Consider the following 24496-nt stretch of genomic DNA (forward strand, 5'->3'; position numbering starts at 1 on the left):
GGGTTCGATTCAACTGTGCAAACCGTGGACTACGCGTCGCACCGCATGCGCGTGCTCCTGTGGGGCTCACGCTGTCGCAGCGGCAGGCGTAGCGCCGCTCAACACGCTCGACAAGAACTCGAACACCATCGCATCGTGCTCGGCCTGCTCCAGCTCATCCGAGCCGCCATGCCCGCCTTCCGTGTTCTCCCGATACCAGACCTGCCGCGCCCCCAGCGCCTGCATGCGCGCGGCCATCTTGCGCGCGTGGCCGGGATGCACGCGATCGTCGGCGGTCGATGTGGTGAACAGCACGGGCGGATAGGCAACGTCCGCCGCCACGCGGTGATACGGCGAGTAAGCGGCGAGCGAGCGCGCGCCGGCGGGTTCGTCCGGGTCGCCGTATTCGTCGATCCATGACGCGCCCGCATGCAACAGGTGATAGCGGCTCATATCGAGCAAGGGCACCTCGCACACCACGGCGCCGAACAACTCGGGACGTTGCACCATGCAGGCCGCCACCAGCAAGCCGCCGTTGCTGCCGCCCTGGATGCCGAGTTGCGCGGCGCTCGTCACGCCGCTACTGATGAGCGCTTCGGCCACCGCGATGAAATCGTCGAAGGCCCGCTGGCGATGCTCGCCCTGTGCCGCCGTGTGCCAGCGCGTGCCGAATTCGCCGCCGCCGCGAATATGCGCGACCACATACACGCCGCCACGTTCGAGCCAGCCGATGCCCTGCCCCGTCAGATAACTCGGCAGCAACGGGATCGCGAAGCCGCCATAGCCGCCGAGTAAGCACGGACCCGCAGCGTGCGCCTGCGTGGACGACTGCGCGGCCCGCGGCCCGATCACCGTGTACGGCACCTGCGTGCCATCCGCCGACACCGCATGTCCGCGCGTCACGGCAAAGCGCGTCGCGTCGAACTGGGTCGGCCAGCGGTCGATCAACTCCCACTCGCTCAGATCCTCGCGCGCGAGGTCGGTGAGCCAGTAGGCAGGCGGCTCCAGATAGTCGTCCGTATCGACGAACACTTCGTCGTTCAGCGTCGGCTCGACGGGCGACACATCCGCTTGCGCGTCGTCATGCGACGCAAACGCACGCTGCTGCCAATGCCACGCCTGATCCGCGCCTTGCGACGGCGTCCACAGCAAGGTCTTGCTACGCACGTCGTCGAGGTACGACACGATCAGGTGATTGCGCGTATGCGTCCACTCGCAGGCCGAGGTCAGCGGCGTCGGCGTAAAGAGCGGCACCACCTCGCGCTCACCGCGCAGAAACGCGGCTTCGCGGATCGCGAGCAATGCGCCGCCGGGATAGTGCACGCCGTCGCAGTGCCAGTCGAGACGCGGTTCGAGCAGCAGCCAGCCTTGCCAGCCGCCCACCGCGACGTGCGCCGGCACGTCGTACTGGCGCCATGCATCGGCAGCGCCGTCGGCGCTATCGAGGTAGTACGTGTGCGAGTCGAAGAAATCGACACTGCTCACCACCGTATGCCGCCGCTCGACCGGATCGTAATGCGCTTCCACACCGATATCGCCGAACGCTCCCCGGAACACCACCGGTGCTGCAGCCAGCGCCGTGCCGCGCGTCCAGCGCCGCACCTCGCGCGGGTATCCGGAGCGCGTCAGCGACTTACGGCCATTGTCCCAGCCGATGTAGAGCGTGTCCCGATCAATCCACGACGCCGTGTGCTTGCCCGCCTTCGCGATCACGAAGCCGTCGTCGACGAAGCGTTGCGCGTCGATGTCGAACTCGCGCACCACCTGCGCATCCGAGCCGCCCGGCGACATCGTGATCAGCGCACGATCGCCATCGGGATAAAGAATGTCGAGTTCGACACACACCCATGGCGTGCCTTCGGCCGCGCCGAGCGCGTCGAAATCGAGCAGGTTCTGCCAGACCGGCGCGCCGCTGCGCCATGCCGCCCATGGCGTGCGCCTCCAGAGGCCTTTCGCATTACGCTCGTCCTGCCACAGATCGTAGGCCCAATCCATCCAGCGATCGGGAATCACCGGACGCTCGCGCGGCAGATACGCATCGGCGAGCCGCTGCCGGAGCGTCTCGAACGACGCGCCGCTGCACCACGCGGCGCGCGTGCGCGCGTTCTGCCGCTCGGCCCACGCGAGCGCGTCGGGGTCGTCGAGCGCTTCAAGCGCAAGAAAAGGATCGGGGGAAAGCGGCCAGGAGAAAGGAGCAGGAGAAGCGGGCATCGTCGGCTGTCGAATGGAAACAGCGTTGATTATGCCTTGTGGGCGCCCGAGGCCCGGTCAGGCATCCAGCAACAGACAACAGGCCGAGGCCGCTTACGCGTCGCCCCGACCTGCATCGACACGACAATCAGGGCTCGAGATTGAGTTCCTGGATCTTGCGCGTAATCGTATTGCGGCCGATGCCCAGACGCTCGGCCGCTTCGACCTTGCGTCCGCGCGTGAAGTCGAGCGCCTCGCGAATCACCGCCGCTTCGAAGCGGCGCGCGAGTTCGTCCATCACGTCGGCCGCGTTTTCGCGCAGCATCCGCGCAACTTCGGTGCGCAGACCGCCTTCCCACGCGCTGACCGCCGTGCCGACTGCCGCACCCGCAGCGCCGGCCGGATGAACCGCAGCGCTCGCGGCATTGCCCGGCGCAACGCCGCCGAAGCCCTCGTCACCCGTGCCGGATGCCGCACCGCCGCTCGCGAGATCGTTGACACCGGCTTGCGCGGGAACGAGGTCCGGCGGCAAGTCCTTGCTCTCGACGGTCTGCGCGGGCGCCATCACGGTGAGCCAGTTGGCGAGGTTCTCCAGTTGACGCACGTTGCCTGGAAACGGCAGCGACGCGAGATATGCGAGCGCCTCTTCCGACACGCGCTTGGGCTCGACGCCGAGATCGCGCGCGCTCTTTTGCAGGAAGTGCCGCGTGAGCAGCGGAATGTCTTCGCTGCGTTCGCGCAACGCCGGCAAGCGCAAGCGGATGACGTTCAGCCGGTGATACAGGTCCTCGCGAAACAGCCCCTGCCGAACGCGCGATTCGAGATTCTGGTGCGTCGCCGCGATCACGCGCACATTCGCGCGCAGCGGATTGTGACCGCCGACGCGATAGAACTGCCCGTCCGACAGCACCCGCAATAGCCGGGTCTGCAGATCGAACGGCATGTCGCCGATTTCGTCGAGAAACAGCGTGCCGTTCTCGGCCTGCTCGAAACGGCCCTGGCGCATCGCCTGCGCGCCGGTGAACGCGCCGCGCTCATGGCCGAATAGTTCGGATTCCAACAGATCTTTCGGAATCGCCGCGGTGTTCAGTGCGATGAAAGGACCGTTCGCGCGTGGGCTATGTCGGTGCAACGCACGCGCGACCAGTTCCTTCCCGGTGCCTGATTCGCCGGTAATGAGCACGGTGGCCGCCGAATGCGAGAGGCGGCCGATCGCGCGAAACATGTCCTGCATCGCCGGCGCCTGGCCGAGCATTTCGGGCGCTTCGGCGACGCGGTCGTCCCACGTCTGCTCACCGCGCATGCTTTCGTCCACCGCGCGGCGGATCAGTTCGACCGCCTTGTCGACGTCGAACGGTTTGGCGAGATACTCGAACGCCCCGCCCTGGAAGGCGGCGACCGCGCTGTCCAGATCCGAGAACGCCGTCATGATGATGACGGGCAAGCCCGGCACCTTGTCGCGCACGGTTTGCAGCAGTTCGAGGCCGGAACCTCCCGGCATCCTGATGTCGGACACCAGCACCTGCGGGCTTTCGTGTTCGAGCGCGGCCGAAGCCTCACGGACGTTCGCGAAGCTGCGAGTCGCGAAGTTTTCGCGGGCGAGCGCTTTTTCGAGCACCCAGCGAATCGATTGATCGTCGTCTACTATCCAGATCGGCTTCATAGGGGTCGGTCAGAAGTCTTGAGATGCGTTTGGGGTTAGCAGTCGAGCGGCAGCAAAATCTGAAACTCGGTGTGGCCGGGCCGGCTTTCCACTTCGATCAGGCCGTCGTGCTGTTGCACGAAAGTCTGCGCGAGCGTCAGACCGAGACCGCTGCCGTCCTCGCGCCCCGACACGAGCGGATAGAAAATGCGGTCACGGATTTCTTCGGGAATGCCTGGGCCGTTGTCAACGATATGCAAGTCCAGTGCCAGCTTACATAAACGTTTCGACACGGTGATCTTGCGCGCGATGCGGGTGCGCAATTCGATCCGCGCATCGCCTTGCGAAATGCGTTCGCGCAACGCTTCGGCCGCATTGCGCACGATGTTCAGCAGCGCCTGGATCAGCTGCTCCTTGTCGCCGCGCAAGTCCGGCACGCTCACGTCGTAATCGCGCTCGATCGTGAGGCCGCGCGGAAACTCCGCGAGAATCACCTGGCGCACGCGTTCGCAAACCTCGTGAATATTCACGTCGCCGACGATATGCGGATGACGGTGCGGTTCGAGCAGGCGGTCGACCAGCGTTTGCAGCCGGTCCGATTCCTTGATGATGACCTGCGTGTATTCGCGCAACTCGTCGCGCTGACGCTCGCCGAGTTCGAACTCGAGCAGTTGCGCCGCGCCGCGAATCCCGCCTAGCGGATTCTTGATCTCGTGCGCGAGATTGCGGATCAGTTGCTTGTTGACCGCGGTGAGGTCGTTGATGCGCTCTTCGCGGTCGGAGCGCAAGTGCCGCTCGTTCTCGAACAGTTCGAGCAGCACGTAGTCCTGCGCGCTCTCCAGAAAGCCGACGATCGCATGCACATGCAGCGGCTCGTGGCCCGGACGCTCGAGCACGGCGTCCAGATGCGTCGCGTGAAAACGATGGGCGGCGATCGCCGAGATGGTCGCGACCAGTTCGTCCGCATTCGAGAAAATGTCGGGCCACGTCATCTGCGTGAGTTGCCGGCGCGACAGTTCCAGCATCGACTCCGCCGACGGGTTCGCGAACGCGACGCGCAGCGTGCGCTTCTCCAGCACCAGCACGACGGTCGGCAACGTCTCGAAGCCCGGCAGCAAACCGGAACTCACGAGTTGCGCATCGTCCGACAGAGTCTGCTCGTGTCCCTTTCTTGCCTTGATCAGATTCTTGAGAACCATCTTGCAGTCCGGCCGATAGGAGATGGTGAAAAATCAGGTGTGCCGCTTTTTATGTGTTGCTCACTGCCCGGACTTCGCGAAGTTCGGCGCGGCCTAACGAAAAAGGGACGGCGCCGCCGTCCCTTCGTGACCGATCGCGAGCGTCGGGCAAAGCGCTTCGCCGGGTGAGGGGCGAAGCGCCATGGCCGCTTACAGCGAGTAGTACATTTCGAATTCGATCGGGTGCACCGACTGACGATAGCGTTGCAGCTCGCCCGTCTTCAGTTCGATGTACGCGTCGAGCATCGAATCCGTGAACACGCCGCCGCGCGTCAGGAATTCGCGGTCCGCGTCGAGCGAGTCCAGAGCCTGGTCGAGGCCGGCGCACACGGTCGGGATCTTTGCATCCTCTTCCGGCGGCAGGTCGTACAGGTTCTTGTCGGCGGCTTCGCCCGGGTGAATCTTGTTCTGCACGCCGTCCAGACCCGCCATCATCAGCGCGGAGAAGCACAGGTACGGATTTGCCAGCGGATCCGGGAAGCGCGTTTCAATACGGCGGCCCTTCGGGTTCGACACGTGCGGAATGCGGATCGATGCCGAGCGGTTGCGAGCCGAGTAAGCCAGCTTGACCGGTGCTTCGAAGTGCGGCACGAGACGCTTGTACGAGTTCGTACCCGGGTTCGTGATCGCGTTCAGCGCGCGTGCATGCTTGATGATGCCGCCGATGTAGAACAGCGCGAATTCCGACAGGCCTGCGTAGCCATTGCCTGCGAACAGGTTCTGGCCGTCCTTCCAGATGGACTGGTGAACGTGCATGCCCGAACCGTTGTCGCCGACGACCGGCTTCGGCATGAAGGTGGCCGTCTTGCCGTACGTATGCGCGACGTTATGGATGATGTACTTCATCTGCTGCAGCCAGTCGGCGCGTTGCACCAGCGTCGAGAACTTGGTGCCGATTTCGTTCTGGCCTTGACCAGCGACTTCGTGGTGGTGCACTTCGACCGGGATGCCGATCTGTTCGAGCAACAGGCACATTTCCGAACGGATGTCCTGGAACGTGTCGACCGGAGCGACCGGGAAATAGCCGCCCTTCGTGCCCGGACGGTGGCCGGTGTTGCCGCCTTCGAATTCCTTCGCCGACGACCACGGTGCTTCTTCCGAACCGATCTTGATGAAGCAGCCCGACTGGTCCGTGCTCCACTGGACCGAGTCGAAAATGAAGAATTCCGGTTCCGGACCAAAGAAGGCGGTGTCGCCCAGGCCCGTGCTCTTCAGGTACGCTTCAGCGCGCTTGGCGAGCGAGCGCGGGTCGCGTTCATAGCCCTTGCCGTCAGCCGGTTCGACGACGTCGCAGGTCAGCACGAGGGTCGATTCTTCATAGAACGGGTCGATGAAGGCCGTATTCGCGTCGGGGACCAGCAACATGTCCGATGCTTCGATGCCCTTCCAGCCGGCAATCGACGAACCGTCAAACGCATGGCCGCTTTCGAACTTGTCTTCATCGAATGCCGACACCGGCACCGAAACGTGTTGCTCTTTGCCGCGCGTGTCGGTGAAACGGAAGTCGACAAACTTGACGTCTTCGTCTTTGACGAGTTGAATGACGTCGGCCACGGATTTACTCATAACCTATCTCCTGATTAACGAATTCGGCGGATTCAGCCGCCGCCCAATCTAGCTGACCCGTCCCGGCGCGTCCACCCTCAATCGGTGGAACTGGCAGAAAGTCTTGCCGGACAAGTCGATCGGACCCAATAAAGCAGCTTCTGTGCCACCCATGCGCCAGGCCGGCGCAAAACCTTGCTGCGCGTGCATTTGCGGGGAATCGGCGCACCGCCGCGCATACAGCCCTGAAATTGGCTAACCCGCGGACGCACCAAATTCGTGCGTTCGTCATAACAAAAGCCACAGCAATCCTTCTTTTGGTGCATTTTCCCAAAAATGCACCATAGACGAACGCGAGGGGTGCAGAAGCGAGCACAAGCGCCGCGTCACACGTGGCTCGTGCGCCGCGCGCTAGAATAATCATTTCGTCAAGGAGATTGACGCTCATGAGCACGCTCGAACAGCTGTACGCCCAGGCGGATGCACGCCGCAACGAGAACCATCTGCCCTACGCGGGCGCGGTATCGCCCGCCGAAGCATTCGAACTGCTGCAACTCGACCCGCGCACGCGTCTGATCGACGTGCGCACCCGTGCCGAACTCGATTGGGTCGGGCGGCCGGTCGTCGGCGACGGACAATATGCGCACGTGGAATGGACGCGCTATCCGGGCGCAGTGCCGAATCAGGAGTTCCTTGCGCAATTGAGCCAGGTGGCGTCGCACGATACGCCGGTGCTGTTTCTGTGCCGCAGCGCCGCCCGTTCGAAGCTTGCCGCCATCGCCGCCGCTCAAACCGGCTTCACGAAGGCGTATGACCTGCTGGAAGGCTTCGAAGGCGACAAGGACGGCCAGGGGCATCGGAAGACGGTGTCGGGATGGTGCTTTCGCGGATTGCCGTGGATCGGCGCGTAATTGCACGGGTAGGAGGAAACGGGCGATGCAGGGTTGCGGCGTGAGAGCCGCTGATCGCGCCCTGCACTACCCGCATGCGTGGAAGCCGCGCGTTCGGGCTTCACGCTCTCTGACAGACCCAGCTGTCGGCGCCGAATGTGACAGGCCGATGATGCGACCGGCGAATGCTTCGCTGATCGACTGACCGGCCGCGAACACGGCTGGCCATCGGCAAAGGCGCCGCGCCGCGAAGTTCGGCATTCGCCGCGCCGCTCAGCCCTTCTGCTTCACCGCCGCCGACTCCGGCTCGACGATATCGCCGCCTAGCAGATGCACACCCTCGCGCAGTTTCACGAAGGCAGCGGCCACCGCCTCCGGCTCGCCCTTCACACCGAGGTCGATGTGATGCCGCGCATACAGGCCGCCGCGCTCCGCATCGCCGACGCTCGGCAGACTGAATACCCGCACGCCCGGAAAATCGCGCTCGATTTTCTCCATTAGCGGCGTCAGACGCGATTCCGGCAGCTCGAACACCAGCAGCGACTTCTCCGCATGCGGCATCGCGTGATGCAGGTGCGTGTAGTGCGTATCCAGCACCCATTCGATCATCGGCCACGCCATCACCGGAAAGCCCGGGACGAAATGATGATGCCGGATCGAGAACCCGGGAATCTTGTTATAGCCGTTCGGAATGATCGACGCGCCCTGCGGGTACGTGCCCATGTTCAGGCGATGCCGGTTTTCGGGCGAATCCAGATCGAGCGGCGTCGCGGCATTGGCCGGATACATGTCGCGGATGCGCTCCTGAATCAGCTTCGCGGCCTCCGGATGCAATTCCAGCGGCGCGCCGAGCGCGGCCGCCGCGCATTGGCGCGTGTGGTCGTCCGGCGTGGCGCCGATGCCGCCTGTGGAGAACACGATATCGCCCGACGCGAACGTGCGCCGCAGGGTCGCCGTGATGCGCTCGGGGTCGTCGCCGATGTACTCCGCCCAGCCGAGCGGCAGCCCGCGCGCGCCCAGCAACTCGATGAGCTTCAGCAGATGCTTGTCGACACGCCTGCCCGACAGGATTTCATCGCCGATGATGATGACGCCAAATGCCATTGCCGCCTCTTTCGTTTAATCAATAGGGAACCGGCGCCGGGTGACGCACGCCGCCGTGGGTTTCGGTCCGCATGCGTTGCAGCGCGCGCAAGCAGTAGTAGCCGAACCACAGCGCCGAAAACACGAGGATGAACGAATAAATCCAGATCATCACCGCGGTGATCACCGGGAACAGCACGATCAGCCAGACCGACGACGCCCACAGCAGCGTCGGCAGCGAACCCAGCAAGCCGCTCGCGATGCCGATCAGCAGCAGCGGCAGCCGGAAGCGGCGCACCAGCGCGCGCCGCTCGTCGCGCGACGCGTGCAGCGCGAGCGCGTCGTAGCTCATCACGCGATAGGTCAGCCAGCCCCACAGCAGCGGCGGAATCAGCGCGAAGAACGGCGGCACGAGCCACAGCGGCAGCGTGACGATCAGCAGCACCAGACACACCAGCGTGGTCCACAACGCCTGGCCGAGGCTACCGTACCACGTTCCGCCGCGGCGCATTTCGAGGCCCGGGAATTGCCGCGCGGCGAGGAAGCGGATCACCGCGGGCATCGACAGCGTGGCGATCAGCAGCAGTACCGTGACGACGATCAGCGGGATCGCCATCGCAATCACGATGAACGGCGCGATCACCGCATGCAGCGCCGAAAAACCCAGCCAGTCGAACAGATGATAAAGCGTGGTCGTGAACGACCAGCTATCGAGCCATAGACGCGTGCCGCCGATCAGCGTCTGCCAGGAGAACCACAGAATCACGCCCCATCCGACCGTCGCCAGGATAAATGGTTTGAAGGTCAGCCAGAGCATGCGCGGGTGGAGCGCGCTGGCGAGCGCGCGCCCGAACGAGCGCAACAGATCATTCATGCGAGCCGGTGCCGGTGAACGAAACGATGGAATAAAGGGAAACGCGCAACGAACCGGCCAACGGGCCCCGCTCGTGCGCGTAAACGTGAACAGGATAAACCACGCGACACGCCGCCGGGGAAACCGCCGGCGGGGGAAGAAAGCCGCTCAGACAAGGGCGCTCAAACGGCGGCGGGGTCGTTGCTTTCGGCGGTTGCGGCGCGGCGCTTCGACGACAGCCGCCCGGCGATGCGCACGAACGCGAGCCAGTGCTGCGCCCAGAATCCGTCGCCATAGCGCCGGCCTTCCAGCTGATCGCCGATGCCGGTCGGCTCCATGTCGCGGCTCCAGGACGCGCTGCGAAACAGCATGTCCCACCACGGAAACAGCACGCCGAAGTTGCAGCCGTAGTTCAGCCCTTCCTGGCCGTAGCCGATTGCATGATGACGGCGATGGAACGTCGGGCTGACCAGCAACCGCTCGCCGAGCCAGCCGAAGTACAGGCGGATGTTCGCGTGCTGCACGCTCTGCGCGAGATTCGTGATCGCGACCAGTACGACGAACTGCGACGGCGGCACGCCGATCACCAGCGCGATCACCGCGAAGAACGACGCCTGCAACAGGTCGTCGAGCAGATGGTTGCGGTCGTCGGCCCACAGCGACATCTGCTGCTGGCTGTGATGCACCGCGTGCAGTTCCCACCACACGCCGATCCGGTGTTCCCCGCGGTGATACCAGTAGCCGGCGAAGTCGAGCACCAGCAGATACATCACGAAGGTGACGAGCGGCTGCGTGGTGACCCCGGGCCACAGATTGTCGAACTCGATATTCGAAATGTTGTGCAGCCGCAGCCACGCCTGCACGTGGTCGAAGAACGGCTGCAGCGCGAAGAAGAAGAACAAGTTGAGAAGGCCGAGCTTGGCGATCCAGGTGTAAAGCACGTCGATGCGCACCGCCTTGCGGTTCTCCCACCGCTCCACCGGGCGCAGCGCTTCGAGCGGACGCAGGACCGCGTACATCGCCAGCACCTCGAAGACGCCCACGATCACCCAGTACAGGCTGTCGTAGGTGTCTTCGTCGTAGTCCATCAGGTCGAAGCGGAACAGCAGCGGCTGCACCACGTCGACGTAGAGCAGCGTCTGCACGGCTGAAACAAAGCTGTCGAGCGAAGAAAAAATCAGATGGAACATGCTGGTCTGGTTACTTCATCCGTCATGGCTCGCCCGGGTGCGGCATTGCTGCAGCACGACTACCCGCTACGCGCCGTTGGGCGCCGTGACCGGCGCGCGATTGAAGAAATAGATGCCGTGCGGCGAACGGCCGACGGCAATCGTCTGGATCAGCTTACGCGTGTTCAGGTCGATGATGCCGACATGCTTCGCGAAGCGGAACGTCACCCACAGATACCGTTTGTCGGCGGAAAGTTCCATGTCGTCGGGCCCCGGCATCAAACCGGTGATGTCGCCGACGTTCGTCAGCGTGTCTTCGTCGATGATGCTGATGGTGCTCGCCACGCGGTTCGACACCGCCACGTGCTTGCCGTCGGCCAGCGAGCGGAAGTTGTGCGCGCCCTTGCCCGTCGGAATGGTCTTGACGATCTTCTGGTTGCGCCAGTCGACCACGGCGACGTAATCCGCGCCGGTCATGCCGACCAGCAGGTACTTCTCGCCCGGCGTCATCCACAGGCCCGCCGGCACCTTGCCGACCTTCATCTTCCATTTCACGGTTTGCGTGGGCAGATCGATCGCGGCCAGCTCGCCCGACACCTGCAGCGTGACGAACACCGTCTTGCTGTCAGCCGTGAAAGCCATGTGGCTCGGCATGACCGCGAGCGGCAAACGCGAAGCCAGCGTCATCTGGTTCTTCGGGCTGTCGTAGTGATAGATGTCGAGACGGTCGAGGCGCAGGCCGGTGGTGACGAGCCACTTGCGGTCCGGCGAAAAGCCGATCTGATACGGGTCTTCGATGTTCTCGACCCAGCGCTGCACCTGGCCCGACTTCGGATCGACGAACATCAGGTTGTTCGACACCGAATTGGCGACGATCAGCGATGAGTTGTCCGGCGTGGCCATCAGGTGATGCGGTTCCTTGCCGGTCGGGACCGTGCCGACGACCTGGCGGCTGGCTTCGTCGATCAGGCTCAGCGTGGCTTCGCCGGAGTTGAGCACGATCACGTCATTGGCGTGGGCCGCCGGAGAAAATAAGCCCGCGGCGGCGACCAGCGCTGCGCTGGCGGCGAACGTGGCAGTCAAGCCGGGAAGAAAAAAATTACGCATGAAAACTCGCTTCGGAGAACAACTGTCATTGTAGAACGTTTGCCCGTGCCAGCGGTTGACGCAGGTCGCTGTGCGGCGCGCTGAATATGAAGGGCACGATGAGGTGCGGCGGCAGGCCGGGGCGGATTGGCAAGCGCATTGCTCACGCCATCTTTTTCTAGCGCGTGAGGAAAACCGGGCGTCTCAGGTTTTCAGCCCGGCATCAGTGGCGACCTATGTCATTTGGCCAAATATTAAAAAACTCACAGAATTCGCCACATAGGCTAAGAGAAAATCGGATTATTCTTTAATCCATTTAACTCCCAATAAATAAAACCGGCTCCATCAAGATGGTTTATCTGAATCACCGATTTAAGATTCCGCTGATATCGGAGTCGCGCCGCCGGATCGGATAATCCAATCTCCATCGCCCCAGCGCTCGCCGCTTTTGACCGGTCGACGTGTCGCGGGTATTCCGGACGCGCAACGGCCATAGAAACACGCTTCCGGAAAAGTGCCGCAACCGTTTGGTATTTTCGCGATTTTATCGGGGCGATGCATTGCAACCGGTCATCGCGAATCACGTACTGCCCAAAGCGCACACAAATAATCAAGGAGGCTCTGACACAATGAATCAAAATTCTTCAATCTGGCATGGAGCAACGCACACCTCGCTCGCGGCATTCGGACCGGCAAGATTCGGCGGAAATCGCGCAGCGGCGCGAAAAAAAGCCATCGCGCAGGCCGTGCTGACCGCAACGGCTTTCGCGGGTGGCGCCCCGGCGGTCGCGGCGGGCGTCGGCTCGATTGGATCAGGGGTGGGAGCCGATCCATCCGGCAACTACTCGATCGCGATAGGCCAGCCCGCGGCCGCGCAGGGCGACAACTCGATCGCGGTCGGCACGCAGGCTGCCACGCAAGGCGACGGCGCGATCGCCGTGGGCCTGAACGCCAATGCGCAAGCGGCAGGTGCCAGCGCGCTCGGCCAGAACGCTGGGGCGCTCGGGGCAGGCGCGGTGGCGGCGGGGTTGAATGCAAATGCAGTCGGCGGCGGGACCACCGCCGTAGGCATGAACGCCAATGTGCAGAACGAACGCGCAACCGCGCTCGGCATGACGGCCACCGCGCTGGGCCTCGACTCGATCGCGGCGGGCTCGGGCGCGATCGCAGCGGACGCCGCCGCGGCCGCGTTTGGCGCGCTGGCGAGCGCGGCCGGGGCCGCCTCAACCGCAGTCGGCTATCACGCGCAAACCAGCGGCGACGCGGCCTTCGCGGGCGGTATGTCGGCGCGGGCGGCGGCCGACTACGGCGTCGCGCTCGGCACTGAGGCGGCGGTCGGCGGCGCAGGCGGAATCGCGCTCGGCGCCTTTGCGCAGACGACCGGCGTCAATGCGAGCGCGCTCGGCTTCGGGGCGGTGGCAGCGGGCTCCGGCGCTGTCGCGCTCGGCGATAACGCGAACGCGAGCGCCGCCAACAGCGTCGCGTTAGGCGCGGATTCAGCGACGACAGCCGATCTGAATCAGCGCGCGTTCGTGCCGTCCGGCCTCGACCCGATTCTGATCGCGGCGCCGGACCCCAGAGGGGAGGTGTCGCTCGGCTCCGCGCAACACGAGCGCCGCCTGACCAACGTCGCAGCGGGCGCCGAGCCGACTGACGCCGTCAACGTCAGCCAGCTGCGGGCGGTCGACGGCAAGGTCGATGCGATAGCCCGAAGTGGTACTCAGCGTTACTTCAAAGCCAACGCAGACACTGCCGACACGGACGCAGACGCGAGCGGCGTGCATGCGCTCGCGGCAGGCGCCGGCGCAAGCGCAGCCGGTGTTGACGCGACCGCAGTCGGCGCGGGCGCGCATGCCAGCGCAACCGGGTCGGCAGCGCTCGGCGCAGGTGCCGTGGCAAATGCGACGAATGCCACGTCGATCGGCGTATTGGCCACGGCCGGCGGTTTGAACGCGACAGCCATCGGCGCGTACTCGGCCGTGAGCGGCGACGGCAGCATCGCGCTCGGTTACGGCGCATCGGCGAGCGTGGACAACGCGGTTGCACTCGGCCGGAACTCTCAAGCCGACCGCGCGAACACGGTATCGGTGGGCTCCGGCGGCAATGAACGACAGATTGCCAACGTCGCCGCCGGCACCGCCGATACCGATGCGGTCAACGTTGCCCAGTTGAATACGGTGAGCGGCCAGAGTGCGGCCACCGCCGCCAAGCTCGATGGCGCCGTCATGTATGACCAGAACCCCGATGGCAGTGTTAACCGCAACAGCGTCACGCTCGGTGGCAGTGGTGCCGTGATCCACAACGTCGCCGCCGGCTCCGCCGATACCGATGCGGTCAACGTCGCCCAGTTGAATACAGTGAGTGACCAGGGCGCGGCCACCGCCGCCAAGCTCGACGGTGCGGTCATGTATGACCGGAACCCCGACGGCAGCATCAACCGCAACGGCATCACGCTCGGTGGCGGCGGCGCCGTGATCCACAACGTCGCCGCCGGTACCGCCGATACCGATGCGGTCAACGTCGCCCAGTTGAATACGGTGAGCGGCCAGAGCGCGGCCATCGCCGCGAAGCTCGATGGCGCCGTCACGTACGACCAGAACCCCGATGGCAGCATCAACCGCAACAGCATCACGCTCGGTGGCAGTGGTGCCGTGATCCACAATGTCGCCGCCGGCTCCGCCGATACCGACGCGGTCAACGTCGCCCAGTTGAAAACGGTGAGTGACCAGGGCGCGGCCACCGCCGCCAAGCTGGATGGTGCGGTCATGTACGACCAGAACCCCGATGGCAGCATCAACCGCAACAGCATCACGCTCGGTGGCGGCTCTGCAAGCGGCGGCGCCGTCCTCCACAATATCGGCGACGGCGTGGACGCATCCGACGCAGTCAATCTCGGCCAACTGAACGCGGCCGTCAACGGCGCGGTCGGCAACGCGCTGATCAACGCGGCGAACCCGTTCATCAGCGTGGCAGGCGATCGCGATACGGAAGGCGCGTTGTCGTCGGGCACGCATTCGATCGCGGCAGGTGCGAACGCGCGGGCCACGGGCGTGAACGCGGTCGCCACCGGCGCAAATGCGACGGCCGCCGGCAACGATGCGACCGCGCTCGGCGCGGCCGCGAACGCAAGCGCGGACAGTTCGGTCGCGTTGGGCCATGGCTCGGTCGCGGACCGGGCGAACACGGTATCGGTCGGCGTCACCGGTCAGGAACGTCAGATCACCAACGTCGCAGCCGGCACGCAACTGACCGACGCAGTCAATGTCGGCCAGTTGCAGCAGAGCATGGACGGCGCGGTCAGCCAGGCTATGCGCCATACCGACGACCAGATCCGCACGGTCCGTCGCGATGGATATGGCGGCACGGCGTCCGCGTTGGCGATGGCGGGTTTGCCGCAGGCAATTCTGCCGGGTCGCGGCATGATCGCGATGGCTGGCGGCACATATGGCGGCCAGTCGGCTTTGGCGATCGGCGTGTCGCAGTTGTCCGATACGGGCAAGTGGGCCTACAAGCTGCAAGGCACCACTGACTCGCGCGGTCAGTTCGGCGCGTCGCTCGGCGCAGGTGTGCACTGGTGAGCCAAGGACGCGGGACTGGTAGGCGGTCGGGGCATGCGTCCATGATGGCTTAGGCGTGGTTCCACCGTACGCAAGCGCGGGTCTCAAAGGGCCCGCGCCCGTTGCGCGCGACGTCACTCTCGCAACGTGTGGGGTCGCGTGCAGTTCGAGCCACGCAAAAAACGCAACCTCGCGCGGCCGAAGCCTTCAGGCGTGTAGCGCGCGGCGCCACCCGTCCTCGCCCCACTCAGCGCTGCATCGACTCCCAAACCTTGTACAACCGCTTCACCGAAACAGGCATCGGCGTACGCAACTCCTGGGCGAACAGCGAAACGCGCAATTCCTCCAGCAGCCAGCGGAACTCCGACAGTCGCGGATCCAGCACGCCGCCACGCTGCGACACCGCGCGCTGATAGTTCTGCAACAGCGGCTGAACCTCGGCGAACTGCCGCGCGTCGCGTGCCGGGTCCGCCTTCAGCTTGTCGATACGCAGCGTCATCGCCTTCAAGTAGCGCGGAAAGTGCGTCAGTTGGGTGTACGGCGTGTCGACCACAAAGCGCTTGCCGATCAACCCATCGAGCTGATTCTGCATGTCCGCATGCGCGGCGGCGAACGACTTCGCCTGCACCAGCTTTTTCGTCACGCTCGCGTATTCGCCGAGAATCTGCCCGACCAGCCGCGCGATTTCCTGAGCCAGCAACGTCAGACGGCTGCGTCCCTCGTCGCGTCGCGTATGGAAACTGACGTCGTCGTCGGGCAGCGGGTCCTGCAGACACGCGCGATCGAGCGCGGTGTCGATCAGCTGATCGCGCAGTTCTTCCTGTGTGCCGCGCGGCATGAACTGCATCGCCATTTCGCGCAGGCCGGGCAGATTCTTTTCCAGGTACTTGATCGGCTCCTTCAACTGCAACGCAAACAGCCGGCGCAGTCCCGCACGATGGATCCGCCCGGCTTCGTCCGGCGAATCGAACACTTCGACGTCGCAATGGGTGCCGCGATCCACCAACGCCGGGTAGCCGAATAGCGTCTGGCCGCCGCGACGAATCTCCAGCAACTCGGGGAGCTTGCCGAAATTCCAGGTCGTCAGTTTTTCATACAGCGCGGTGCCCGCCGTGCCACCTTGCGGCGCGGTTTGCGGACCGGCCCCGGTCCCGGCCCCGCCCTTGCCGCGCTGCGCGGCGCCACCTGCCGACCCAACCGCCCCCGCGCCTTGCGCCGGCGCCGCGACACCGCCGCCCCCCGCATCCGCCAGCGCCGCGCCCGCCGCGCTCGACGCGATCTTCTGGAAATGCTGCTGCGCCTGCCCGCCGAGTTCGGCGCGCAGTTGCGACAGGTTGCGGCCCATCGCAAGCTGCCGCCCGTGTTCGTCGACGACCTTGAAGTTCATGAACAGATGCGGCATCAAGGTCTCGAGCTTGAAGTCCGACTGCTTCATCGCGACCTGAGTCTGCTCGCGAACGTCGGCGATCAGCGACTCCAGCAAACCGCCCGCACCGAAACGCGGCCCCCCGTGCCGTTCGGCGAACCCGGCCGCGTACTCCGGCAACGGCACGCAATGCCGGCGCAACTTCTGCGGCAAGGATTTCAGCAGCAGTTGCGCCTTCTCTTTCAGCATGCCGGGCACGAGCCACTCGCAGCGGCGCGCGTCGACCTGATTCAACGCATACAGCGGTACGGCGAGCGTGACGCCGTCGCGCGGCGAACCCGGCTCGAAGTGATAGGTCAGCGTCATCTCGACGCCTGCCATCGTCATCCGTTTCGGGAACAGATCGGTCGTCACGCCGGCGGCTTCGTGCCGCATCAGATCGTCGCGTGACAGATAGAGCAGGCGCAGCTTGTCTTCCGGCTGTCCGCTCTTTTTCACCTCGTCGCGATACCAGCGCTCGAACGACGCGCCGGTGTAAATGCCGTTCGGCAACGCCTGATCATAGAACGCAAAAATCAGCTCGTCGTCGACCAGCACGTCCTGGCGACGCGACTTGTGCTCCAGCTGTTCGATCTCGGCGAGCAGCTTGCGGTTGTGCGCGAAGAACGCGAGCTTCGTATCGAACTCGCCTTCGACCAGCGCGCCGCGAATGAACAGCTCGCGCGCACGCGCCGGGTCCTGTTTGCCGAAGCTCACGCGCCGCCGATGATAGATCGGCAGCCCGTACAGCATCGCGCGCTCGAACGCCGATACCTGCGCCGCGCGCTTCTCCCAATGCGGCTCAGAGAGCGACTTCTTCAGCAGATGCGCGCCGATCTTCTCGACCCACTCCGGCTCGATCTTCGCGATACAGCGCGCGTACAGACGGCTCGTCTCGACCAGTTCCGCGGCCATCACCCACTTGCCCGCCTTCTTCACCAGCGCCGAGCCCGGCCACAGATAGAACTTGATGCCGCGCGCACCGAGGTAATACGGTTCGTCGTCGGCTTTCAGGCCGATGTTGCCAAGCAGACCGGTCAGCAGCGCGAGATGGATCTGCTCGAAAGTCGCTTGCGCATCGTTGATGCGCCAGCCGTGCTCGCGCACCACCGTCAGCAATTGCGAGTGCACGTCGCGCCATTCGCGCAGGCGCAGCTGTGACAGGAAGTTCTTGCGGCATTCCTCGTGCAACTGCTTGTTCGACTTCTTGTGCGCGATCGCTTCTTCGAACCAGTTCCAGATCTTGAGCCACTGCAGGAATTCGGAACGCTCGTCGGCGAACCGGCGATGCGCCTGGTCGGCCTGCTCCTGCGCTTCGATCGGCCGGTCGCGGGGGTCCTGCACGGACAACGCGCTCGCGATGATCAGCACTTCCTTCAACGCCTGCTGATCGCGCGCGGCCAGAATCATCCGGCCGACGCGCGGATCGAGCGGCAGGCGCGCGAGTTCGCGGCCGAGCGGCGTGAGCTGATTGTCGTCGTCGACCGCGCCGAGTTCGTTGAGTAGCTGATAGCCGTCGGCGATCGCGCGGCCGGGCGGCGGCTCGATGAACGGGAAGGTTTCGATCGCCGTCAGATGCAGCGACTTCATCCGCAGAATCACCGACGCCAGCGACGAACGCAGAATCTCCGGATCAGTGAAGCGCACGCGGCCCTGAAAATCGCTTTCCTCATAGAGACGGATGCACACGCCGTCGGCGACCCGGCCGCAGCGCCCTGCGCGCTGATTCGCGGCGGCCTGCGAAATCGACTCGACCTGCAACTGCTCGACCTTGTTGCGATACGAGTAGCGCTTCACGCGCGCGAGTCCGCTATCGACTACGTAGCGAATGCCGGGCACCGTCAGCGAAGTTTCGGCGACGTTCGTCGCCAGCACGATGCGGCGCGCGTTCGAGGTGCGGAATACGCGCTCCTGTTCGGCCGCCGACAGCCGCGCGAACAGCGGCAGAATTTCCGTGTGCGGCGGATGATGCTTGCGCAGCGCCTCGGCGGCATCGCGGATTTCGCGCTCGCCGGGCAGGAACACCAGCACGTCGCCGGGGCCTTCGCGGCACAGTTCATCGACGGCGTCGACGATTGCTTCCATCAGATCGCGATCGGTTTCGCGCTGGGTCTTCGGGCGTTCGCCACGTGCAGACGATGTTCCCGACGACGTGCCTTGCGCGGCCTTCACTGCCGGGCTGTCCTCGACGACCGGCCGGTAGCGCACCTCGACCGGATAGAGGCGGCCGCTCACCTCGATCACCGGCGCAGGCCTGGCGTCGCTGCCGAAGTGGCGCGCGAAGCGGTCGGCGTCGATGGTCGCCGAGGTCACGATCAGTTTCAGATCGGGCCGCTTGACGAGAATTTCCTTCAGATAGCCGAGCAGGAAATCGATGTTCAGGCTGCGCTCGTGCGCTTCGTCGATGATCAGCGTGTCGTACGCCTTGAGCAGCGGATCGGTCTGCGTTTCGGCGAGCAGGATGCCATCGGTCATCAGCTTGACCGACGCGCCCGGCGAGAGGTTGTCGGTAAAACGCACCTTGTAGCCGACCACTTCGCCGAACGGCGTACCGAGTTCTTCGGCAATGCGGCGCCCGGTCGCCGACGCGGCGATCCGGCGCGGCTGGGTGTGGCCGATCAGACCCGCGCCGCCGGCGCCGAGGCCGCGCCCCAGCGCGAGGCAGATTTTCGGCAGCTGGGTGGTTTTGCCCGAGCCGGTTTCGCCCGACACGATCACCACCTGGTTCTCCGCAATCGCCCTGGCGATCTCGTCGCGGCGGCCGGAGACCGGCAGCGCTTTGGGGAAGGTGATCGGCGGGATGGGATTCGGTTCGACGACGCGCGGCACACGAGGCGCACGAGGCGCACGCGGTTCACGCGGCGGGCGCGGTTCACCGGCTTGCCGGGATCCACCCGCGGCTTTACCCGCCGCTTTACCGGTTTCTAGCGGTTCACGGCGGCCGGCATGGCGCTCAGCGCCGCCCGCTTGCGGCGATTTTTGAGCCGCCGCGCCGGCGCCGCGACGCGCTGCGCCCCCTTCGGCGTTTTTCGGCGCGTCACGGCGCGGCTCGCGCGGCGGATTATTTTTCTGCGCCGGCGACGGCGCGCCCTCCACCGCGCGACGCGGCTCGCGCGCCGCGGGCGGCTCGTTGGGCTGGGCACGCGTGGGCGCGGCGCCGGGGTTCACCTGATCGGCGGCCGGGGCCGGATTCTCGTTCGCCGCAGCGGGACTTTTGGGTACATTCGACATGGGGGCGCATTATAATCCCGGCATGAATTCCCAAACCGACCTCGTCCCCGCGCCCGCGAGCGTTCCGGCCCCTGCCGGAACAACGGAAGACCTCGCCCAGCATGCGCAGTTCGTCGACTGGATGCGCTCAGTCGCCCCTTATATCCACGCTTTCCGCAACAAGACGTTCGTCGTCGGATTCGGCGGCGAGGTGGTGCATCAAGGGCTCCTGAACGCGCTGGTGTCCGACATCGCGCTGTTGCAGGCGATGGGCATCCAGATCGTGCTGGTGCATGGCTCGCGACCGCAGGTCGAAGAGCAGATGAGCCTGCACGGTGTCGAATCCGAGTTTTCGCACGGCATGCGCATCACCGACGCGCGCGCGCTCGAGTCCGCGAAAGAAGCGGCCGGCGAAGTGCGTCTGGACATCGAGGCCGCGATCAGCCAGGGCTTGCCGAACACGCCGATGGCGCACGCGCACATCAGCGTGGTGTCGGGCAACTTCGTGACGGCGCGGCCGGTCGGCATTCTGGACGGCGTCGACTTCGCCCACACCGGCGTGGTGCGCAAGATCGACGCGGATTCGATCCGCCACTCGCTCGCAAGCCGCAAGCTGGTGCTGCTGTCGCCGCTCGGCTTCTCGCCCACCGGCGAAGCGTTCAATCTGGCGATGGAAGACGTGGCCTCGGCCGCGGCAATCGCGCTGCGCGCCGACAAGATCGTGTTCCTGACCGAAACGCCTGGCCTGATGGAAGCCGGCGAAAACGGTCCCGAACTGGTGCGCGAACTGTCGCTCGACGACGCGTACAAGCTGCACGAAAGCGGCGAAGTCACCGGCGACGCGGGCTTCTACCTGAAGCATTCGATCCGCGCGTGCCGCGGCGGCGTCGCGCGGGCGCACATCATCCCCTACGCGCTCGACGGCAGCCTGCTGCTGGAACTGTTCCTGCACGACGGCGTCGGCACGATGATTTCGTACGAGAACCTCGAAAGCCTGCGCGAAGCCACGCCGGACGACGTCGGCGGGATTCTCTCGCTGATCGAGCCGCTCGAGGCGGACGGCACGCTGGTGCGGCGCGGCCGCCATCAGATCGAACGCGACATCGACCATTTCTCCGTGATCGAGCACGATGGCGTGCTGTTCGGCTGCGCGGCGCTGTATCCGTATCCGCAGGAGCGCATCGGCGAAATGGCCTGCCTGACGGTCGCGCCCGAGGCGCAAGGCACCGGCGACGGCGAGCGCCTGCTCAAGCGCATCGAGCAGCGCGCGCGGGCGCGCGGCCTCACGCGCATTTTCGTGCTCACCACGCGAACCGAACACTGGTTCCTCAAGCGCGGCTTCGTCAAGGTCACGGTCGACGACCTGCCTGAAGACCGCCGCAGACTCTATAACTGGCAGCGCAAGTCGCTCGTGCTGATGAAACAGCTCTGAGCGGCGCCCTATAAAAGCAACTGCCCGCCCTACATTGATACAGTAACCATTTTTTATGGGACCGCAGGAAGTGCTGAAGCACTCACTGCGGTCGACAAAGGAGAAGCACAGCATGACTCGTATGGTTCAATGCGCGAAGCTCGGCAAGGAAGCCGAAGGCCTCGATTTCCCGCCGTTGCCGGGCGAACTCGGCAAGCGGATCTACGAAAGCATTTCGAAGGAAGCCTGGCAGGCATGGTTGAAGCAGCAGACCATGCTGATCAACGAAAACCGCCTGAACATGGCCGATCCGCGCGCACGCCAGTACCTGATGAAGCAGACCGAAAAATTCTTCTTCGGCGAAGGCGCGGATACCGCGCAGGGTTACGTGCCGCCGTCGGCCTGAGAAAGCGTTTTAGCGGCGCGAGCCGTACCGACGAAATCCGCGCCGCGAGCGCGGATTTTTTTCGCCTTTTTGCCGCGTTTTTTTCGCGTTTGTTGCCGCCGGTTTTCAGATGCACGGCCGCCGCAAAACTACCCAAACGGTTCATTTCCAGCCGCTCCGAAGACGGGTTCGCCGATTGCCGCAATCCGCCTCAATCCCCCGCCTGCCAAGGGATTGAGCGATCTCGCCGAGCCTTCGCCGAAGGCCAGGTTTGCACGATCATCTGTCATCGTGCTATCATGTGTATCGTTCCAATAGCAATTCACCTTCATTAACATTTCTTTTCATTGTGGCCCGCGCTGCGCGCGCCATCCTGAATCGAACCGTTTTTATACAAGAAGGCTCGTCGGTCGTTTCCCCGTTTCATGTCGCATCATGAGCGGCGAGCAAGCATCGGCCTTTTTCGTTTCAAGCCTTCCAGCGGCGCGCGGGCCAGCTTCCAGTCACCCCGGCGTCCTCATGCATCTGCCCCCCTTACACGGCCACGCAGGTGCAACAGTCAGCACAATCTAGACGAGTGTTTTTTCGCGAGATGTCTCGCGAGGCACGGGCGTTGTGTTTTTTATTTGCGCCCTGCTCCGCCGCCTCCGGTGACGGTGAAGCCTTCGCTTTGCTCGCGAAATCACACTTCCCAGCAACCGTGGCGGAACGTCCATGCGTTTCGTCGCAGTCATTGGAGTTTTCACCTTGACCGCTTCCAGCAACGGCTTCTGGCGACACCACAAAGAAGAACAACGCCTCTCTCTCGACGACATCACCGTCGTCGACAAATCTCTCCTCAAGCGGGCCGTCGGCGCGATGGCGCTCGGCAACGCGATGGAATGGTTCGATTTCGGCGTGTACAGCTACATCGCCGTGGCGCTCGGCAAAGTGTTCTTCCCGTCGTCGAATCCGTCTGCGCAGCTGATCGCCACCTTCGGCACGTTCGCCGCGGCGTTCCTCGTGCGGCCGATCGGCGGCATGGTGTTCGGGCCGCTGGGCGACCGCATCGGCCGTCAGCGCGTGCTGGCGATGACGATGATCATGATGGCGCTCGGCACCTTCGCGATCGGCCTGATTCCGGGCTATGCGTCGATCGGCATTTTCGCGCCGGTGCTGCTGCTGGTCGCGCGGCTAGTGCAGGGCTTCTCGACGGGCGGCGAGTATGGCGGCGCCGCGACCTTCATCGCCGAATTCTCGACCGACAAGCGCCGTGGCTTCATGGGCAGCTTCCTCGAGTTCGGTACGCTGATCGGCTACGTGCTCGGCGCGGGCACGGTGGCGGTGCTGACCGCGACGCTGTCGAACGACGCGCTGCTGTCGTGGGGCTGGCGGGTGCCGTTTCTGATCGCCGGCCCGCTGGGTCTGGTGGGTCTGTACATCCGGATGAAGCTCGAAGAAACGCCCGCGTTCAGGAAGCAGGCCGAGCAACGCGAAGCCGAGGACAAGGCGCGGCCCTTGCAGTCGTTCCGGCAGCTCCTCGCGCAGCAATGGAAGCCGCTTCTGCTGTGCGTCGGCCTCGTGCTGATCTTCAACGTCACCGACTACATGGCGCTGTCGTATCTGCCGAGCTATCTGTCGGCCACGCTGCACTTCAACGAAACGCACGGCCTGTTCCTCGTGCTGCTCGTGATGATCCTGATGATGCCGATGACGCTCGCCGCCGGCCGCCTGTCCGACACGATCGGCCGCAAGCCGGTGATGCTGTTCGGTTGCCTGGGTCTGTTCGCGCTGTCGATCCCCGCGCTGCTGCTGATCCGCATGGGCACGGTGCTGCCGGTGTTCGGCGGCCTGATGATGCTCGGCGTGCTGCTGTCGTGCTTTACCGGCGTGATGCCGTCGGCGCTGCCGGCGCTGTTTCCGACCAGGATCCGCTACGGCGCGCTCGCGATCGGCTTCAATATCTCGGTGTCGCTGTTCGGCGGCACGACGCCGCTCGTGACCGCATGGCTGGTCGACCGCACCGGCAATCTGATGATGCCTGCGTATTACCTGATGGGCGCGTCGCTGATCGGCATCGTGTCGGTGCTCGCGCTGCGCGAGACCGCCCGCAAGCCGCTGCTCGGCTCGGGCCCGTGCGTGGCGACCCGCGCCGAAGCGCATGCGGTGCTGCGTGGCGAGCGTGAAGCCGAGGAGATGGATGAAGGTTACGCGGCTGCCGCAACGGCGCGTGCGTGAGCGCGGGTGGCGCGATAGCTTGCGCGCGATATTGAGCGCGCGGCGTTGAGCGTGAAGCTTTCATCGCGCGGCTTGAATCACGATCCGTTCGGAGAGCGGGCCGGCAAGAATTTGCCGGCCCGCTTTTTTTTTACGTCAGCAGCGAATCGAAACTGGCGCTCGCGCGCGCGCCGTCGACGATCAGCATGCCCGCGCAAACCGGCAGCTTGAAACGCCTTGGCCCCGCGCTGCCGGGGTTGACGAACAGCACGCCGTCGCGCTCGCTGATCGACGGCTTGTGCGAATGGCCGCTCACCACCACGCCGACACCCTCGCCGCGCGGGTCGGCGCCCAGATCGGCGATATCGTGCACGACGCGGATCGTCACCTGCTGCACGGTCAGTGTCGCGTGAGTCGGCAGCGACGCGGCCCACTCGCCGGTGTCGTTGTTGCCGAGCACCGCCGTGACCGGCGCGATGCGCATCAATGCGTCGAGCACCGCCTGCTGGCAGATGTCGCCCGCATGAATGATCGCGTCGCAGCCGGCGAGATAACGCAAGGCTTCGGGACGCACGAGGTTATGCGTGTCGGAGATGAGTCCGATGCGGGTAAGCGAAGAGCGAGCGTTGCGCGATGTCATGGGGTCCAGTATCGGCC

The 24496-nt window shown here is 64.7% G+C and carries 15 protein-coding genes; 5 read left to right on the top strand and 10 right to left on the bottom strand.

Going from position 1 to position 24496, the window contains the following annotated elements:
* Positions 1 to 66 precede the first annotated feature (66 nt).
* The 4 genes from PQR02_RS09620 to glnA all read right to left on the bottom strand — a co-directional run bounded on the left by PQR02_RS09620 (position 67) and on the right by glnA (position 6615).
* A complete protein-coding gene (locus tag PQR02_RS09620; protein ID WP_408228916.1) occupies positions 67 to 2190 on the bottom strand; it encodes a prolyl oligopeptidase family serine peptidase in 2124 nt (707 codons plus the stop codon).
* A gap of 127 nt (positions 2191 to 2317) precedes the next feature.
* Positions 2318 to 3832, bottom strand: a complete 1515-nt coding sequence (gene ntrC, locus PQR02_RS09625; protein WP_408228919.1) for a nitrogen regulation protein NR(I) — start codon at positions 3830 to 3832, stop codon at positions 2318 to 2320.
* 35 nt (positions 3833 to 3867) lie between these two features.
* On the bottom strand, positions 3868 to 5010 hold the full coding sequence (gene glnL / locus PQR02_RS09630) for a nitrogen regulation protein NR(II) (RefSeq protein ID WP_408228922.1): 1143 nt from the start codon (positions 5008 to 5010) through the stop codon (positions 3868 to 3870).
* Positions 5011 to 5199: 189 nt separating this feature from the next.
* Positions 5200 to 6615: a type I glutamate--ammonia ligase gene (gene glnA, locus PQR02_RS09635; RefSeq protein ID WP_408228925.1), complete on the bottom strand. Its 1416-nt coding sequence runs from the start codon at positions 6613 to 6615 to the stop codon at positions 5200 to 5202.
* Positions 6616 to 7040: 425 nt separating this feature from the next.
* Between glnA and PQR02_RS09640 the strand changes: the two genes are divergently transcribed.
* Positions 7041 to 7505, top strand: coding sequence for a rhodanese-like domain-containing protein (locus PQR02_RS09640; protein ID WP_408228928.1), 465 nt, complete (start codon positions 7041 to 7043; stop codon positions 7503 to 7505).
* A 252-nt stretch (positions 7506 to 7757) separates the two neighbouring features.
* On the opposite strand, the gene PQR02_RS09645 is transcribed toward PQR02_RS09640, so the two are convergent.
* The 4 genes from PQR02_RS09645 to PQR02_RS09660 all read right to left on the bottom strand — a co-directional run bounded on the left by PQR02_RS09645 (position 7758) and on the right by PQR02_RS09660 (position 11696).
* Positions 7758 to 8588, bottom strand: a complete 831-nt coding sequence (locus PQR02_RS09645; protein ID WP_408228931.1) for a competence/damage-inducible protein A — start codon at positions 8586 to 8588, stop codon at positions 7758 to 7760.
* A gap of 19 nt (positions 8589 to 8607) precedes the next feature.
* Positions 8608 to 9441 (bottom strand): EI24 domain-containing protein, encoded by an 834-nt coding sequence (locus PQR02_RS09650; protein ID WP_408228934.1) that lies wholly within the window; start codon positions 9439 to 9441, stop codon positions 8608 to 8610.
* A 161-nt stretch (positions 9442 to 9602) separates the two neighbouring features.
* Entirely contained in the window at positions 9603 to 10610 is a 1008-nt protein-coding gene (locus PQR02_RS09655) for a sterol desaturase family protein (protein WP_408228937.1), read from the bottom strand.
* Positions 10611 to 10676: 66 nt separating this feature from the next.
* A complete protein-coding gene (locus PQR02_RS09660) occupies positions 10677 to 11696 on the bottom strand; it encodes a YVTN family beta-propeller repeat protein (RefSeq protein ID WP_408228940.1) in 1020 nt (339 codons plus the stop codon).
* A gap of 608 nt (positions 11697 to 12304) precedes the next feature.
* On the opposite strand from PQR02_RS09660, the gene PQR02_RS09665 reads away from it, so the two are divergent.
* Positions 12305 to 15253 carry a YadA family autotransporter adhesin gene (locus PQR02_RS09665; RefSeq protein WP_408228943.1) on the top strand — a complete coding sequence of 983 codons (2949 nt, stop codon included), beginning with the start codon at positions 12305 to 12307 and terminating at the stop codon, positions 15251 to 15253.
* Positions 15254 to 15479: 226 nt separating this feature from the next.
* On the opposite strand, the gene hrpA is transcribed toward PQR02_RS09665, so the two are convergent.
* Complete coding sequence (gene hrpA, locus PQR02_RS09670) at positions 15480 to 19868, bottom strand: ATP-dependent RNA helicase HrpA (protein WP_408228946.1); 4389 nt, start codon at positions 19866 to 19868, stop codon at positions 15480 to 15482.
* Between the two features lie 22 nt (positions 19869 to 19890).
* On the opposite strand from hrpA, the gene argA reads away from it, so the two are divergent.
* From argA to proP, 3 genes are all read left to right on the top strand, one after another.
* A complete protein-coding gene (gene argA / locus PQR02_RS09675) occupies positions 19891 to 21279 on the top strand; it encodes an amino-acid N-acetyltransferase (protein WP_408228949.1) in 1389 nt (462 codons plus the stop codon).
* 112 nt (positions 21280 to 21391) lie between these two features.
* Positions 21392 to 21664 carry an oxidative damage protection protein gene (locus PQR02_RS09680; protein WP_007181244.1) on the top strand — a complete coding sequence of 91 codons (273 nt, stop codon included), beginning with the start codon at positions 21392 to 21394 and terminating at the stop codon, positions 21662 to 21664.
* Between the two features lie 693 nt (positions 21665 to 22357).
* Positions 22358 to 23860 carry a glycine betaine/L-proline transporter ProP gene (gene proP / locus PQR02_RS09685; RefSeq protein WP_408228952.1) on the top strand — a complete coding sequence of 501 codons (1503 nt, stop codon included), beginning with the start codon at positions 22358 to 22360 and terminating at the stop codon, positions 23858 to 23860.
* Positions 23861 to 23990: 130 nt separating this feature from the next.
* Here proP and PQR02_RS09690 read toward each other — a convergent pair whose 3' ends face one another.
* Complete coding sequence (locus PQR02_RS09690; protein WP_408228955.1) at positions 23991 to 24479, bottom strand: metallophosphoesterase family protein; 489 nt, start codon at positions 24477 to 24479, stop codon at positions 23991 to 23993.
* Positions 24480 to 24496 lie beyond the last annotated feature (17 nt).

Source organism: Paraburkholderia sediminicola (genome assembly GCF_046026895.1).
GTDB classification, from domain to species: domain Bacteria; phylum Pseudomonadota; class Gammaproteobacteria; order Burkholderiales; family Burkholderiaceae; genus Paraburkholderia; species Paraburkholderia sediminicola_C.

Coding starts and splice junctions, on each gene's coding strand:
- PQR02_RS09620 (WP_408228916.1), bottom strand. CDS start 2,190: ATGCCCGCTTCTCCTGCTCCTTTCTCCTGGCCGCTTTCCCCCGATCCT.
- ntrC (WP_408228919.1), bottom strand. CDS start 3,832: ATGAAGCCGATCTGGATAGTAGACGACGATCAATCGATTCGCTGGGTG.
- glnL (WP_408228922.1), bottom strand. CDS start 5,010: ATGGTTCTCAAGAATCTGATCAAGGCAAGAAAGGGACACGAGCAGACT.
- glnA (WP_408228925.1), bottom strand. CDS start 6,615: ATGAGTAAATCCGTGGCCGACGTCATTCAACTCGTCAAAGACGAAGAC.
- PQR02_RS09640 (WP_408228928.1), top strand. CDS start 7,041: ATGAGCACGCTCGAACAGCTGTACGCCCAGGCGGATGCACGCCGCAAC.
- PQR02_RS09645 (WP_408228931.1), bottom strand. CDS start 8,588: ATGGCATTTGGCGTCATCATCATCGGCGATGAAATCCTGTCGGGCAGG.
- PQR02_RS09650 (WP_408228934.1), bottom strand. CDS start 9,441: ATGAATGATCTGTTGCGCTCGTTCGGGCGCGCGCTCGCCAGCGCGCTC.
- PQR02_RS09655 (WP_408228937.1), bottom strand. CDS start 10,610: ATGTTCCATCTGATTTTTTCTTCGCTCGACAGCTTTGTTTCAGCCGTG.
- PQR02_RS09660 (WP_408228940.1), bottom strand. CDS start 11,696: ATGCGTAATTTTTTTCTTCCCGGCTTGACTGCCACGTTCGCCGCCAGC.
- PQR02_RS09665 (WP_408228943.1), top strand. CDS start 12,305: ATGAATCAAAATTCTTCAATCTGGCATGGAGCAACGCACACCTCGCTC.
- hrpA (WP_408228946.1), bottom strand. CDS start 19,868: ATGTCGAATGTACCCAAAAGTCCCGCTGCGGCGAACGAGAATCCGGCC.
- argA (WP_408228949.1), top strand. CDS start 19,891: ATGAATTCCCAAACCGACCTCGTCCCCGCGCCCGCGAGCGTTCCGGCC.
- PQR02_RS09680 (WP_007181244.1), top strand. CDS start 21,392: ATGACTCGTATGGTTCAATGCGCGAAGCTCGGCAAGGAAGCCGAAGGC.
- proP (WP_408228952.1), top strand. CDS start 22,358: ATGCGTTTCGTCGCAGTCATTGGAGTTTTCACCTTGACCGCTTCCAGC.
- PQR02_RS09690 (WP_408228955.1), bottom strand. CDS start 24,479: ATGACATCGCGCAACGCTCGCTCTTCGCTTACCCGCATCGGACTCATC.